Consider the following 15,194-nt stretch of genomic DNA (forward strand, 5'->3'; position numbering starts at 1 on the left):
TCTATACTAGTTATTTATACCGGAAGTATTTGGATTATACTCCTTGGTCAGGCTTTCGGTAAGTTTTTCGAACTCGTTGTTTTTGGCCATTCCTCTTACTTTAACGGGGTCGAAATTTCCATTAAAATACAGAAATGAACCCGTTTTGTTATTATTGTTGAAGATTAAAATTTCCTTGACCGAATTTTTGCGTTCCCTTACGGAAACCACGGAACGTTTTAAATCATCATTTTTGCGAAAAATCTCGATAAAGGAATTTCCTGTAATTCCGTTCATTTGCTTGTTCAGAAAATCGGCCTTTGCAGGAGTTTCTACGGGAAACTGCATATACCTCAAATCTCTGGTATCTCCTATCAATGCATTTATTTCCGGCGATATATTGCTTAATAGGGATATCATAAAATGGGGTACGCGGATGGCGGTAACCTGGTTGTCATTTTTATGGGCCTCATAAAAGGTATCTATAGAATTGTAACTTCCACAAGAGACCAATAACATCATACCAAAAATAAATAGTGTTGTTTTGCCCATGGAAATATTTTTTACGTTGGCCACAGTAATATGGCCTTTGTTAAAGGTAATGAAAATTTAATCACTAAGAGGGATTTGAATGCTCTGACGCCCGCCCGTTCCGTTCGGGCAGGCCCGCCCAAACAGAACGGGAGGGTGTGGAATGTTGTCTGCAGTTTACTTCCGATGTCTCATTGGCCTGAGGTAATTTACTTACAGGCGTTCCAAACGCTGTCCTCAGGGGGTGGCGCTATAAGTTGCAACAATTCTTTCTTTACGGGATGTATAAAAGAAAGGCTTCTGGCATGAAGATGTATGCTACCGTCTTTATTGCTACGGTCTGCCCCGTATTTTAAATCCCCTTTTATGACACACCCAATAGCTGCCAATTGTGCCCTAATTTGATGGTGCCGTCCTGTTTTTAAATCGATTTCCAATAAAAAATACCGGTCTAGGTGCTTAATGACCTTATAGTCTAAAATGGCTTTTTTGCTATCTGGAACTTCCTTTTTATGGCCGTAGGATTTATTCTGTTTAGGATTGCGTTTCAACCAATGGGTCAAGGTATCCGCTTCCTTATCGGGCATTTTATTGACTACCGCCCAATAGGTCTTTTGGGCATCTTTTTCAGCAAACAATTTGTTGAGCCTTGGCAGGGCCTTTGAGGTTTTGGCAAAGACCACAATTCCTGTGGTTGGCCTATCTAACCGGTGTGCCACCCCTAAATAAACGTTCCCAGGTTTGTTGTGTTTTGTTTTTATATACTGTTTTACAACCTCACTTAGCGGAGTGTCCCCGGTTTTATCGCCCTGCACTATATCGCCAGCCCTTTTATTAATGGCTATAAGGTGGTTATCCTCGTATAAAACCTGAAGATTCTCAGGGGTAGAAATTGTTTTAGTGGACACTTGTATAGAATTGATTATCTAGTTCATAGGCCGTTCGCGCAATAAAGGGCAGACCCTATACGGGATATCTGTTGCCTCTTTAGTATTGCTCCTCGTCGCTTGGGAAGTCCCTCGTTTTTACATCGTCTACATACTTGGAAATAGCATTGCCCATTTCCTCAAATAAGTTAAGATACCTCCGCAAGAATCTTGGATTAAATTCCTGGGTTATTCCCAAGAGGTCGTGAATTACCAGTACTTGGCCATCTACACCATTACCTGCCCCAATGCCTATAATGGGAATGGAGACACTTTCTGCTACTTCCTTGGCCAATTTGGCGGGTATTTTTTCAAGAACTATTGCAAAACATCCCATTTTTTCCAAAAGTTTGGCATCTTCAATGAGTTTATGTGCTTCGTCTTCCTCTTTGGCCCTTACAGTGTAAGTGCCAAATTTATAAATGGATTGGGGGGTTAGGCCCAAATGTCCCATTACCGGTATGCCTGCGTTTAGAATTCTTTTTACAGATTCCTTTATTTCCTGTCCACCTTCTACCTTTACGGCATGGGCACCACTTTCTTTCATGATTCGGATGGCGGAGCGCAATGCCTCTTTTGGATCACTTTGATAACTTCCGAAAGGTATGTCTACAACCACGAGGGCGCGGTTTACCGCCCGTATTACAGAAGAGGCATGATAGATCATTTGGTCTAAGGTAATGGGCAGGGTGGTTTCATGTCCGGCCATAACATTACTGGCAGAATCTCCCACCAATATTACATCTACATTGGCAGCATCGACAATTTTTGCCATAGAATAATCATAAGCCGTTAACATGGATATTTTCTCTCCGTTTTTTTTCATATCAACGAGAGATTTGACAGTTACTCTTTTGTATTCTTTTTTGGTAGCGGACATCTAAATTGTATTTGGTGGGATAAAAGTAATGATTTGTTCCAAAAATTGTGAATCTAGCAATAGTTAGTTCCCAATTTTTTATTTTTTGATTATTTTTATATGACGGTCAAGACCTTATAAATATGAATAATACTAGGCTTTTCTTTTTAGTTTTGTTGATGGCATTTAATTTTGGCAATGCCCAGAATAATGCGGAGAAGATGGTTAAAAGGACCATAGAAGCATTTTTTGAGGCCTTTCACCAACAGGATTCAATGGCATTAAAGGAAACGGTTTCCAAGGATATTGTGCTACAGACCATAGGAAAGGATGCAGATGGGAGGGAAGTGGTGAAAACCGATGATTTTAACCATTTTTTAAAATCTATAGTATCCATACCCGCCACCACAAAATTTGAAGAAAAAATAATGTCCTATAATATTCAAATTGATGGTGCCATGGCCAATGCATGGACCAACTACGAATTTTGGGTAAACGATAATTTTAGCCATTGCGGTGTAAATTCCTTTCAATTGTTTAATGACCAAGGCGCTTGGAAAATTATATATTTGATCGATACTAGAAGAAAAGAGGGCTGTGATTAATTGGTACTATTGGTTTTTTATTGTTGAAATAAATTCTATCAAGGCTTGCGGTTGATCGGTTTGTATTACAAATATAATCTATTGTATTGGTGTTGAAAATAGGGGGTCCGGGGGAGGACTTCAATAAGAATTTTGAATGAACGATAATAAAAAAGCTACTTCCCTTGGTTAAGGGAAGGTGGATCCTTCGCTGGTAGGCGGTGGAGACAGAAGGGATTGCAAACCCGAGCCTAGGGGGAAGATTGGAGTTCATGGGAATAAAACACACCCCTAACCGCCGCCAAAATGCGGGGCAGGCCTTCACAAGGGAACCCTCCCTAACCCTCCCCCATGGGGAGGGTATTAGTTAGGTGCTAATATTGTTTAATCTAAAAAGATTCCCCTCCTTGGGAGGGGGGTAAGCCTACCATAGTTGGCAGACAGGTTTGCTTTGAGGTAATGGACTTGGCCAAGTTCATATTTTTAGGGAATCTTTGAAAAAATAATTAACGATTTTCCTAGGAAGAAAGGAATTTAATTAAAGCTTCAGGTTGATCAGTTTGTATACCATCGACCCCTAGATTCATTAGTTTCTGCCATTCCTTTTGCCATTTCTCGGGATTATTCCCATCATCGTCTACAAATACTTTGACACCTTTAGAATGTAATTTTTTTACAAAGGATTTGGAGATATGGTCCATGTCCGAAGCCATATATTTAGGGGAATATCCTTGCAGAACTTTCTTTATGTTTTTCTTGGTGCCGGGGTCTGGCATAATAAAGCATTCGGGACAGTTGGCCTTTATGGCCATAAGTTCAGTATGGGCACTGGCAGGGAGGTACCAAACAATGTCCTCCTGCATGCCATATTTTTTAATGATCGGAATCAAGGCTTTGGGATCTGCCTCTTTTAAGTCCAGATAAATACCAATTTTGTCCTGGCACAGTGCCAGGATTTCCTCGAAGGTTGGAATTTTGGTATTGCGCCATTTTTCGTCCATTTTTATTCCAATGTCCATGGCACGTAATTGGGACAAGGTATAGTCTTTTACCTTTCCTTTCTGTTCCATAACGTAGGCATCTATGGTGGCATTGTGAACACTTACAAATTCCCCATCCTTGGTGGTCCTTACATCGATTTCCACAAAATCGCATCCCAGATCAATAGCCTTCTGATAGGCGGCCAAAGAATTTTCAGGAATTCCGTTATGGGCCCCTCTATGGGCTATGACATAGGTGTTGCCATTTTTTGGTTTGGGCAGCCCGTTTTGAGGGTAGCCATAACCATGACCCATAAGGACAATGAACAATACTATTATAAAGGGCCTATGCATTGTTTTATGCTTTAAATAACCGCATGGCTATAGCCAATATAGCGGTCTAGGGTTCAATGAGCTTATGGTATGCGGCCAAATAATAGGGTAGGAGGTAAAAGGTGCCTTCGTGTTCTGCATATCCATTACCTTCGTTATCATGGAGAACAGTGGCATCCCTATCCAATCTTACGTGGCCCCTTTCGTCTATTGGGAGTGCATAGGTGTCATTGCCCCAGCCCATATCTGCAGATTGTCCCGGTGTAGGGTCCAATTGTATGTCCAGGCGGTGGGTATTGTCCATATCATAACCTATGAGATCCAACGGAATGCGCTGTAAAGTTTCTGTCATGAACCGGTTGTTCAAGCTACTCTTGTAGTACCTGTCAATGCTGGCTTTGGCAAACAATGGATTTTCTGTAAACAGTTCTTGGGGCTTAAAAAAGCCTTCATCCACCTTTTGGGTAAAAAAACCGGCCATAGCTCCATAGAGTCCGTCCCAAAAGGCATTCTTTTGCTTGCTGATATGTAGCCAGGCATTCTCTAGGGCAATACGGTACATAATTTGTCTTTCCGGATTCTTCTCGTAATTTATGAGGCCGTACAGACTCATAAGACCTAGATTATTGTCCCAGGGCACTGCATTTTCTGGTGGAAAAAATTCTTTGGCGTGCATGGCGTAGATATCATAATTTTCCTTTTCGCGCAACATTTCGGCCACCTCATCATATTTGGGGTCTCCGGTTACATGCGAGGCTACATTTAGAAAGGAAAGCATCATCATGGCATTTAAACCGCGTTGGTCCCAGCCCCAAATGGAATTGAAATAGTCGGGATCAAAACTTCCCCAGCGTGTTGGTTTCCCATCATAATCCACTAATTTGAAACCATGTTTTATAAGGTGGTCGGTTACATCGGCGACCACTTGCTTAACGGCATCCTTTTCTTCCTTGGTCTCCGCAATCAAATCGTGATATATGCCATAATAAAAATAATGTCCGGCCAATTCGTCCGAGCTGGTATCGCATTTCCATCTATAATTTCCGTCATCACTAAGTGGAAAACGTGGAAAAATATCCTTCCAGAAGGGGTCGTTTTTTTGATGTCTAGTATTGTATTCCCTGCTGTATTGTTCGTTAACGGGTTCATGCCAATCCACAGGAATGATCACCCTTGCCGGAAACCCTGGTTCATGGGTAATGTCTACCAACCATTTTAGGGCAAAGAAGCTTCTGTTGGCCAGTTCCCTGGCCTCCGGATCTTTGGTAATGGCGTATCGGAAAGCCTGAGCTGCCCCGTACATAGCGGTATATTGCCCATCGTTATCGGAAATGGCCAATTCGCTGGTGTTAATATTGAATTGTTCGGTAAGATGGCTTTGGCAGATGAACCCCATCCTGTTGTGTCTGTCCTCTACCTGTTTTGTAAAATAGGCAGCCTTTTCCGCATAGGTCATTTTCTTGGAATCAATTTGGGCAAGGCCGTTCCTTGTGGCGATCCAAGCTGTGCCCATTGGGTCAACGGCAATACTATTGACATGGTTGTCCGGTAACCATCTGCGGTTAGTCCTATAGAAAAAAACATTCTCTTCAACCCTGAAAGCTCCATTTTTGGTACCAAACCAAACCTGACCTTTTGGTCCGGGGGCTACACAGGTGAAATGATTATAGGGCACTCCTTCCTTTCCTGTAAACAGTGTCCATTTACCTTTTTCCAAGCGGCCTATTCCTTGTTTGGAACCAAACCACAATCGGTTTTTTGTATCCACTGTTAGGGCCGCTACCTCTTTTAAGGCCCAACTGTAATTTTTGTCGGAGGGAAGCTCCTGCTTCCACTTAGTGTTGCCAATTTTCACATAAAGGCCATTTTCACAACCTACATAGTGGGTATTCCCGTAATTGATTGTGCTGAGGACTTTACCGGCCTCCTCTGGTAGGCCCTTGAATTTGGGTAGGGAGATGGCCGAATCACCCTTGTTGTTGGAGGTCCATTTGGAATTTTTCCATTCATATTGCCCAGCGGAGCTAATTGCTATAGGGGTATTGTCAACTATTAATATTTGATCAATATTGCCTTGGGGAAGTCCTTCAGAAATGCCGTTGATTACGGCAACATCCTGATAAAAAGTGGTCTCCTGTGCGAAGATCCCGGAGGAGAAATGAAGGATTAAGGCTAATGAAAACAGAATTCTGAACATATTGGTTTGGTTAAAGTTCTATGACAAATATTTGCATGGTAGGGGTATTCCCGTCTTTGGAAACCATTCGGTTGTAGGCTATTTTATGTCCATCGTGGGACCAAACCGGATTTTTTGGTGGATTTTGGGAAGGTTTGGTGAGGATAGTACTTTTGCCATCCTCTATTTTGAGGCCAACCAAAGAATTCTGCCACACATACACCAATCTATGATCTTTGGGATGCCAGCGAATACCGCCTTGCACGTCCGAGTCATGAAAAGTACGTTGTATGGCCTCGCCGCCCCAAGGGGATATAGTGAATATCTGTTTAATGTTATTGTCATCTTTGGCAATATAGGCAAGCATACTTCCCCCATAGGAGGAACGTACAATGCCTTCGCAACCGGGATTTTTGTTATTGGCCGTGTAGGTCAATCTACGTTGACGTGTTCCTTTGGGGGGTGCGGGCAAGCTAGTTTCTGTGCCTTCTAGGGCCGCGTCTCCCGGAATGGTAATATCTTCCGGTATATCCACAATATAAACTTCATCTACCTGTTCTCCATTGTTACTTATTGTAGAGCCTATAAAGGCCCTTGCCCTTTGTGTAGCTCCATCGGATTTTAGGTAACCCAAATGTCCTACCCAGCTGTCACCTGCCGCTTTGCTTATTTCATCGGAACCTGGCACTGGTTCTGGAACTACTTTTACCACTAGCACACTAAACCATTCCCCAGAAAAATTCTCCCCGTCCTGGGATTCAGGAACGGATATTGGGTGGTTTTTTTTGGAAACCCCAATGGTTCTAAGGTTATGGGTAAGGCCAGTGGAATCTTCCAACTTTTTCATAATGGCATCGTTATAGGTATACCCTATCCATTTTCCGTCACCGCTATATTCATGTCTATGGGTTCCTCCTCTAAGAGCCCCTACCGTATATGGAAATGAGATGTCCCTGGCATCCATAAAAATAGGTTCTCCGGGTTTGTCATCCTTTATAATTACTCCAGATCTACGCCATTGCTCGTAAGGTTTCTCTTCGGAACAGTTCAATAGTCCATGTATAAAGACTACCTCATTATTGGCATGACTATAGCTTACCGCGCCAACTCCCGGGCCATAGGCCTGGTTTTGTTGTAGTTCGTACAAAACCACTTTTTTGCCGGTTTTGACATGTATCTTTTCTATTTTTCCATTGCCGCCAATGCCACCTTTCTCTGTTCGCGTATCATAGACAAGCCATTCGTCATCTGGAGAAAAATTGTCATTGTTGTCCAAGTCATGGTTATAGGTGAGGTCCTGGGTAATTTGCTTTTCCATTTTATAATTATTTTGACCACAAGCACTAAATAGTATGGGAGTCACGAACAATAGGAGCATTGGTCTATTTTCAAATTTAAACTTCATAGGCTTTTTTGTGAAATCCATACTACTTAATTAGGTTGTTAATGTTGTAAATTCTATTCTTTAGTTATTTTTTTTCAGGAGCACTGATAACCCCTAAATATCGTCCCATCCAGTAGGGTAGCAACCAGGTGTCCCCGGCACTTATCAGTTGTTTACCATTCCCATCCCGATCCAAATCGAAAATATTTCCATTATGACGGTACAAGGGGGTCTCTGTCAAAGGCAATAGCTCCTTTGTACTTTGTAATCTAAAATTATCGGGTAGCAAGGTAATATCTTGGCGGTGGGAATTCTGCATTTCCCAATTCCTTAAATCCATTGGGTAATTTTTTAAAAACCAAATGGAATTGTCCAGATCAAAATCTTCGGCAGCTGTAGTAGCCGCATATATAAAATTCCATAGCGCATTTTTTTCAGGTCGTTCTGCCTGCCAATGGTCCTGTATACTTTTCTTGTAATCCTCCTGTAATTCTGGGGTGAAGGCGTAGGGGGTTAGTCCAAAATAGCCCAAAAAATACATTTCATCATCGGAATGGTTCCACTCGTGGGACAAGTTGGAACTAAGCTCATCGTTGTCCGAGTGACCAATTTGGCTTATAGGCCTCATCAGGTTTTCAAGATAGCCGTGTTCTTCCATTAACTGATAGGCGCTGGTTTTATATTTTTCCTTTCCTGTAAATTTATAGGCAGTTTGTAGAAAACCTATAATATTTGAGGAGCCCAGCCTGCGGTCACCTACATTTTTTGGAAAGCCGTTTATATAGGAGGGGTTCCATTTTCCCCAAAGTGTAGGTTCTCCGTCTACGTCAATAATGTAGTAGTCGTTGTCCACAATATAGCTCATAAGATTGTCCATGCATTCCAGTGCACGGTCTTTCCATGCTTGGTCGTCCACCAATTCCAGGATGGCCGTAAGCGCAAAAATTTGGCCAACGGTCTGATCACTGCTTACGGTTGTTCTCCAGGTCCAATTGGAATGATCATTTCCTGGGAGCCATTCACTTGCAGGACTGCCGGACAGGAGTTCCTTTTTTTGCCAGCCCGGTTTTTTTTCATTGACCACTTTATGATCCCGCTCATAACTCCTTGCAAACAAACCTTTTATGGTGGTGATGTGGTGTAGTCTTTCCATAGCCTCAAAAGATTCATAGGCATTTAGTTTGGCCTCCTCGGATCCGGTTACCTTATATCTGTACAACTGACTTACCAGATACATGGCCGTCCAAAGGTTATCACTGGGCTGATCTTTCATTACCGCGGAAGCATAGCCATTGGGGAGCTTGCTTACACTGCAGTTAAAGCCATATCTAATATTTTTTTCGCGTACCTGTTTTTCGTAGAACATGGCCTTGTCTTCCAGGGTCATTTGTTTGGTTTGTATACTTCCCACGCCATTATTGGTAAGTATAAGGACCGATTTTTCGGGACCTTTTGCAATACCAACTACTTCATTACCAGGCAACCAACGTTCCCCGGAATAGTAACTATAGCTGCCATTCTCCAGAAGTTTATAAGCACCCCATGTGGTTCCAAACCAAAGTGTGGCGTCAATTTCCTGAATAGTCGTTATTTCCGGCCATGGCACATTTTTAATAAGTTTATTCTCGCCCAAGTAGAAGTACCCTTTAGAGGTGCCTACCACAATTTTGGTACCCTCATTGGCCAGAGCAGCACAATTGATGCCTGAACCTACATAGATTTCCTTTAAGGGTTTCCCGGGAATAAAGGCTATTATTTTTTCTGGGGAAACCAATAAAAATCTATTTTCCATTCCCTGATATAGAATTTGTGAAATACCTGTTTCGGCGGCCAGTTTTAATTCTTGTCCTTCTTGGTTTAGGTAGGCTAGCTGCTCTCCATTGTAAACCAAGAAATGGAAATCCTTACCTCCAACCAGGAGCTTGGGATTTTCAAGACCGTGTTCTATCTGTATTTTTCCGGCCCATGCATTGCTAAAAACATGGGAGTTGTCCAAGTACACAATATGATCCTTGTACTTTGTGAAAGCAGCAATGTTCTTAGTAGCCATAGGGCTATAGGAAATATCGGGAATAAGCGTTCCAGAATAGAACTGTTGTCCGTTTTTAGGTACCAATAGGCCATTGTTGGACAGTATCTGGATATTTCTGTTGCGGTTGGATAGTATATCCTGAACCCCATTGGCTTTTTGATCTTCTGATAGATAGTATTTTACTGCATATTCCTGGGCATAGGGCGTATCCACATAAACAGACCTGCTATTTGGATCTGTAGCTGCAGCAAGAGCTTTAACCTTGTTCTTACCGCAGCCACAAATGCATAGGATAATAATGCCTAATATGCCGTATTTCATTGTTTGAAACCTTGTTCAGGATTAAATTGATGTTTCAATTATAGATTTTCAATTCCTATTCGGAGGGCATGGGCTCACTAATAACCCCTAAATACCTTCCCATCCAGTAGGGGAGCAGCCAGATGTCCCCTGCCGAAAATTCCTCTGTGCCATTTCTACCTCCGTCCAATGTGAACATATTGGCGTTATGTCTTTGTACGCGGCGCTCGTCGGGAGGTAATACCTCTGCCGTTGTCTGTTCCCTAAAATTAGGGGCTATAAACGTAAGATCTTTTCTATGGCTGTTCATAACCTCCCAGGCAACCATATCCATAGGGTGTTCCCTAAGATACCAGGCAGCTTCCTCCAAATCGAACTCCTCGGTCCCCGTAAGGGCGGTTATAATATTCCAGGCACCTTCTTTTTCCGGGCGTTCAATTTCCCAATGGTCTATAATGGCTTCCTTGAATTTAGTTTTTAGAGTGTCGTTAAAGGCATATTTATAAAGGCCCCAATACCCCACAAAATACATTTCATCATCGGAATGGTTCCAGGATTCGGATAGCATCTTGCTCCAATCATCGGCATCATCCGGAGCCATGGCAACATCTTTCATGGGCCACATTAGGTTGTCCAAATACCCATGATTATCCATTAGGTCAAAGGCTTTTTCCTTGTATTTTTCCTTTCCCGTAAAATGATAGGCCGTTTGTAGCATGCCTATAATATTGGAAGCATTTATTTTTCTGTCGCCCACCATTTTGGGTCGTGCATTTACGTATTCTGGATTCCATCGACCCCATGTGGTAGGTTTCCCATCAAAATCTACCATATACATATCATTTCTTACAATATGGCTCATAAGGGTATCTATAAGGACTATGGCACGATCTTTAAGGTCATTGTCCATTATTTCCGCCATAGCACCATAGGCAAAAATGTGCCCAATGGCCTCATCGCTGCTGGTGGTAGATTTCCAATCCCATTCAGGGTCACTGCTGTGTTGCCATCTATCAGGATCATGTAATTGATTTATATACCCACTTCGTTCAAAAGATCTGGAAGGAAATCCCGGTACCGGGTTAATGCTGAACAATCTTTCCATAGCATCCATAGCTTCCCTACAGTTCTGAAGCGCATCTTCCGATTTGGTTACGGAATAGCGAAAAACCTCTCCTGCCAGATACATGGTAGTCCAAAGTCCGTCGTTATCGGAATCTGAAAGTCGCCCTGTATCAAAATTGCCATTGTCCATATCCACTAGAGTTGCATTGAACCCCAGTCTTATATGTCTGTCCCGTACCTGTTTTTCATAATATAGGGCCTTGTCATATAGGGTCATTTCCTCATATACTATTTGTCCAAGCCCGGTATCCGTTAATATTAGGATAGAGCCATCGGTACCTTTGGAAATATGTTTCACATTGTTGCTGGGCATCCAACGTTTTCCATAGTAGTAATTAAATTTGCCATCATCCTTCATCATAAACGCCCCTTTGGTAGATCCAAACCACAGATGTCCGTCAATTTCACCAACATAGGTAATTTCTGTCCAGGGCAATTTGGTCTTTTTGTCCCCAATTTGTTTTCCAGAAGTGGCATCTACTTCGAAATATCCATCCAGGGTGGTCAATATCAATTTGTTGTCCACAAGGGCAAAGGAGGTAAAATTACTCCCTTCATAGACGGTTTTTAGGGTTTTATCTTTTGGATTGAAGGAGGTAACGGATTTTTCTCCCAAAATCCAGAAGGAATTGGTTTTTTGGTCGAATTTAATGGCTATGGCCTTATCCTTGGATAGGGCGCCTTGCCAGCCGCTATTATTTTTGGAAACATATTGAAGCGATGGTCCATCGCTTATCAAGAAATCGAAATCGGTTCCGGCAGCAAAAATATTCGCTTTTGGAAGGTTGTGTTTTAAGAATAGGCTTCCGGCCCAGGCGTTGCTGAGTACCGCCTCGTCATCCAGATAAACAAACTGATTTAGATAGGTGGTCATTGCAGCAATATTCTTATCTGTTATGGGACGGTAAGTTTTGTCCGGTAAAAGAATTCCAGGATAAAGGAATTGCCCATCGTGGGTACGTAAAATTCCGTCCGAAGAAGAAACCTGAATAACCTCATTACGGTCCATAAAAGCTTCGAATAGTAGCAGGTCATCCTCTTGTTTGTCATATTTAATGCTGTAATCCTGCAGATAGGGTACATCCTTATAAACGGGCAAGGATGTGGCGGCGGTTTCCCCTTTTGGGGCCTCTGAACAGGATATGCCCGCTAGGAGAACGACCCATAATAAATTTCGAAAGCTTTTTCTCATGTCATTAAATATTTTTGGTTGCAATAGACAGCAGGTCCGTAACGAAATCATTAATAGGTAAGTATTAAATAAAGGTATTACAGCCCTGTACAAATAAACTTTATTTGAATGTATTGGACTTCCTATATTTTACATGATTTGCATCATATATTGACTTTATTATTCATTTCTTCTTTAATTTTTAAATAAAGTGTTAGAATAATTGAAATTTTGGATATGACCGATTATGTGGGTTGGGGTTGATGTAATAATTTGAAAATGGGTTAATTTGGAAATGTACCAATGGGTTAATGAAGCAATTTGGCAATGTGGTGATTTGATGATTTGATAATGTGTTAATTTGGTAATGGAAAAATTTACCAATGGATTAATGTTCTAATGGGTTGATGGGCTAGATTTTCGGAAGATTTCATCATTGCGAGGTGACGAAGCAATCTCTTCACAGGAAGTAGCAGATTGCCACGCTATGCCTGCCTAACGGCTAGGCAAGCTCGCAATGACAGGTTTTATTCTATCGTCAGTTCGAGTGAAATGCCGACAGGCATTTAGTATCGAGAACCGGCTTTTGCACGCCGTTCATTTCTCGATACAATTTTATTACGCTGAGTTGCATAAAATCACCCGCCTTACGGCCGGGCAGGCTCGAAGTGACGACTTTCAACTTTTAAACATTGAACATAAATATTGTTTATTGCTAATTGTTCATTGTACACTGTAATAAGAGGTTGCCACCCAGGCTACCCCTTCCGTCTTCTCCTACGTCGAAGCCACCTTCCCAAGGGGAAGGAGCATCTAGTTAAACAACTTTCAACATAATTCTTATGTCTTGGCTCTAACATCTAGGCTCTAGGTTCTCAATACTACTATACTTCAAACATAAGCATTGTACACTGTAAGAAGCAGATTGCCGCGCTGCGCCCGCCTGACGGCCGGGCAGGCTCGCAATGACGTCAGTTCAGAATGATGAACACACAAACTATTGCCTAATGGCTAATGGCTTTTGCCTAAGGACCACTATGTACTAACAATCACTCAGGTACACCCCAACGGCCAGTCCGCCTTCAGAAGTTTCTTTGTACTTGGTACTCATATCCTTGGCGGTTTCCCACATGGTGTTGACCACCTTGTCCAAGGGCACTTTTGCATTGGCAGGGTCGGAGTCCAACGCCAGTTCTGCCGCATTGATGGCTTTTATGGCTCCCATGCAGTTGCGTTCTATACAAGGTATTTGTACCAATCCACCTATAGGATCACAGGTTAGGCCCAAATGATGCTCCATAGCAATTTCTGCGGCCATAAGTACTTGCTCAGTGCTACCGCCCATTAGTTCTGTCAGTGCAGCGGCGGCCATCGCAGACGACACGCCAATTTCGGCCTGACAACCGCCCATGGCCGCGGAAATCGTGGCTCCCTTTTTAAAAATACTGCCAATTTCACCCGCAACCAAGAGGAATTGCTTTATGTGTTCAAAATTGGCCTCGTGGTTTTCTATGACCATATAGTACATAAGTACGGCCGGTATTACCCCTGCACTGCCATTGGTAGGGGCCGTGACCACTCTTCCCAAGGAGGCGTTTACCTCATTGACACTTAGGGCAAAACAGCTTACCCATTTGAGGATGGAACGGAATTTAACTTCGGTCTTTCTAATAGTAAGCAGCCATTCCTGAGGGGTAGAATAGGGGAGGTCGCCCTTTAATTTTTGGTGGGTGTCATAGGCCCTTCTCCGTACATTGAGCCCACCGGGCAGACTCCCTTCGGTATGGCAGCCAATGTACATACACTCCAACATGGTGTCCCAAATATGTTGTAGGCCTTGGTCTATTTCAGAATTGGAACGCAGGGAACGTTCATTTTCCAATACCAATTGGGAAATGGATTTATTTTCTTTTTTGCAAGTGGCCAATAGGTCCGCTCCTTTTTCTATGGGAAAAGGGAAGGCCTTAAAAACTTCCATTTTCTTTTTGGAACGTTTAAGTTCTTCTTTAACAACAAAGCCTCCGCCAATGGAATAATAGGTTTCCTTTATTTGCTTGCCTTTGGCCAAGCTGGCCCTAAAGATCATTCCATTGGCATGAAAGGGCAAAAATTCTTTTTTAAATATGATATCCACTTTGGGATCGAAAGGAATTTCTTTGGAATTATTTAATAGGAGCTTCTTGCTTTCTTGAATTTCCTTTATTATGCCGCTTATATTTTCTATGGGAATGGTGACCGGGTCGGCTCCTGTAAGGCCCAACATAATGGCCAGATCGGTGGCGTGGCCCTTTCCGGTCAGGGAGAGGGAACCATATACTTCTATTTGGATTTGGGTAACGGAAGGGAATATTTTTTTTTCCAGTAGTTCGCCAATAAAACGCTCGGCGGCACGCCATGGTCCCAAAGTATGGGAGCTGGAGGGACCGACACCTATTTTAAGCATGTCGAAAACACTAATGCATTCCATTTTCCAAAAGGTTTATTTTTAGGGTAAATATAGGATTATCTATTGGGAAATGTAGTGGCGATTATTAGCAATTGTTACGGTATTGTGGACGGATTGGTCAAAAGCCAGAAGGCAAAAGCCAAAAGCGAAGAGTAAAGAAAAAAGAGAAAAGATAGATGGGTTAATGTGGAAATGTAGCAATGTGATAATGTACCAATGGATTAATGTAGCAATGTGGAAATGGGTAATGAATTAATTTGAAAATGTGTTGATTTGATAATTTGAAGATGGATTAATGTGGAAATGTAACAATGTGATAATGTACCAATGGATTAATGTAGCAATGGATCAATGAACTAATGCATCAA

Annotated in this window: 10 protein-coding genes; 1 reads left to right on the plus strand and 9 read right to left on the minus strand. The window is 42.2% G+C overall.

Annotated elements, in window-relative coordinates; genetic code table 11:
• Positions 1-6: 6 nt before the first annotated feature.
• The 3 genes from MWU82_RS22435 to panB all read right to left on the minus strand — a co-directional run bounded on the left by MWU82_RS22435 (position 7) and on the right by panB (position 2,316).
• Entirely contained in the window at positions 7-531 is a 525-nt protein-coding gene (locus MWU82_RS22435; RefSeq protein ID WP_247098001.1) for a DUF4252 domain-containing protein, read from the minus strand.
• Between the two features lie 188 nt (positions 532-719).
• Entirely contained in the window at positions 720-1,418 is a 699-nt protein-coding gene (locus MWU82_RS22440) for an RNA pseudouridine synthase (RefSeq protein ID WP_247098002.1), read from the minus strand.
• A gap of 79 nt (positions 1,419-1,497) precedes the next feature.
• Positions 1,498-2,316, minus strand: a complete 819-nt coding sequence (gene panB / locus MWU82_RS22445) for a 3-methyl-2-oxobutanoate hydroxymethyltransferase (protein ID WP_247098003.1) — start codon at positions 2,314-2,316, stop codon at positions 1,498-1,500.
• Between the two features lie 122 nt (positions 2,317-2,438).
• On the opposite strand from panB, the gene MWU82_RS22450 reads away from it, so the two are divergent.
• Positions 2,439-2,900 (plus strand): nuclear transport factor 2 family protein, encoded by a 462-nt coding sequence (locus MWU82_RS22450; RefSeq protein WP_215949816.1) that lies wholly within the window; start codon positions 2,439-2,441, stop codon positions 2,898-2,900.
• A 497-nt stretch (positions 2,901-3,397) separates the two neighbouring features.
• Here the strand turns inward: MWU82_RS22450 and MWU82_RS22455 are convergent, their stop codons facing one another.
• The 6 genes from MWU82_RS22455 to MWU82_RS22480 all read right to left on the minus strand — a co-directional run bounded on the left by MWU82_RS22455 (position 3,398) and on the right by MWU82_RS22480 (position 14,847).
• Positions 3,398-4,213 (minus strand): glycerophosphodiester phosphodiesterase family protein, encoded by an 816-nt coding sequence (locus MWU82_RS22455; RefSeq protein ID WP_247098004.1) that lies wholly within the window; start codon positions 4,211-4,213, stop codon positions 3,398-3,400.
• Positions 4,214-4,259: 46 nt separating this feature from the next.
• Positions 4,260-6,389 (minus strand): hypothetical protein, encoded by a 2,130-nt coding sequence (locus MWU82_RS22460; protein ID WP_247098005.1) that lies wholly within the window; start codon positions 6,387-6,389, stop codon positions 4,260-4,262.
• Between the two features lie 10 nt (positions 6,390-6,399).
• Positions 6,400-7,794, minus strand: a complete 1,395-nt coding sequence (locus MWU82_RS22465; protein WP_247098006.1) for a DUF3748 domain-containing protein — start codon at positions 7,792-7,794, stop codon at positions 6,400-6,402.
• Between the two features lie 43 nt (positions 7,795-7,837).
• Positions 7,838-10,105, minus strand: coding sequence for a hypothetical protein (locus tag MWU82_RS22470; protein WP_247098007.1), 2,268 nt, complete (start codon positions 10,103-10,105; stop codon positions 7,838-7,840).
• Between the two features lie 55 nt (positions 10,106-10,160).
• Positions 10,161-12,401 (minus strand): SMP-30/gluconolactonase/LRE family protein, encoded by a 2,241-nt coding sequence (locus MWU82_RS22475; RefSeq protein ID WP_247098008.1) that lies wholly within the window; start codon positions 12,399-12,401, stop codon positions 10,161-10,163.
• 1,021 nt (positions 12,402-13,422) lie between these two features.
• Positions 13,423-14,847 (minus strand): L-serine ammonia-lyase, encoded by a 1,425-nt coding sequence (locus MWU82_RS22480; protein ID WP_247098009.1) that lies wholly within the window; start codon positions 14,845-14,847, stop codon positions 13,423-13,425.
• Positions 14,848-15,194: the final 347 nt, after the last annotated feature.

This window comes from Arenibacter sp. S6351L (assembly GCF_023016025.1).
Classification (GTDB): domain Bacteria; phylum Bacteroidota; class Bacteroidia; order Flavobacteriales; family Flavobacteriaceae; genus Arenibacter; species Arenibacter algicola_B.

What these genes read in the sequence shown, in the direction of transcription:
- MWU82_RS22455 (WP_247098004.1), bottom strand. Translation starts at nt 4,213, where the DNA reads ATGCATAGGCCCTTTATAATAGTATTGTTCATTGTCCTTATGGGTCAT.
- MWU82_RS22475 (WP_247098008.1), bottom strand. Translation starts at nt 12,401, where the DNA reads ATGAGAAAAAGCTTTCGAAATTTATTATGGGTCGTTCTCCTAGCGGGC.
- MWU82_RS22460 (WP_247098005.1), bottom strand. Translation starts at nt 6,389, where the DNA reads ATGTTCAGAATTCTGTTTTCATTAGCCTTAATCCTTCATTTCTCCTCC.
- MWU82_RS22435 (WP_247098001.1), bottom strand. Translation starts at nt 531, where the DNA reads ATGGGCAAAACAACACTATTTATTTTTGGTATGATGTTATTGGTCTCT.
- MWU82_RS22470 (WP_247098007.1), bottom strand. Translation starts at nt 10,105, where the DNA reads ATGAAATACGGCATATTAGGCATTATTATCCTATGCATTTGTGGCTGC.
- MWU82_RS22450 (WP_215949816.1), top strand. Translation starts at nt 2,439, where the DNA reads ATGAATAATACTAGGCTTTTCTTTTTAGTTTTGTTGATGGCATTTAAT.
- panB (WP_247098003.1), bottom strand. Translation starts at nt 2,316, where the DNA reads ATGTCCGCTACCAAAAAAGAATACAAAAGAGTAACTGTCAAATCTCTC.
- MWU82_RS22465 (WP_247098006.1), bottom strand. Translation starts at nt 7,794, where the DNA reads ATGGATTTCACAAAAAAGCCTATGAAGTTTAAATTTGAAAATAGACCA.
- MWU82_RS22480 (WP_247098009.1), bottom strand. Translation starts at nt 14,847, where the DNA reads ATGGAATGCATTAGTGTTTTCGACATGCTTAAAATAGGTGTCGGTCCC.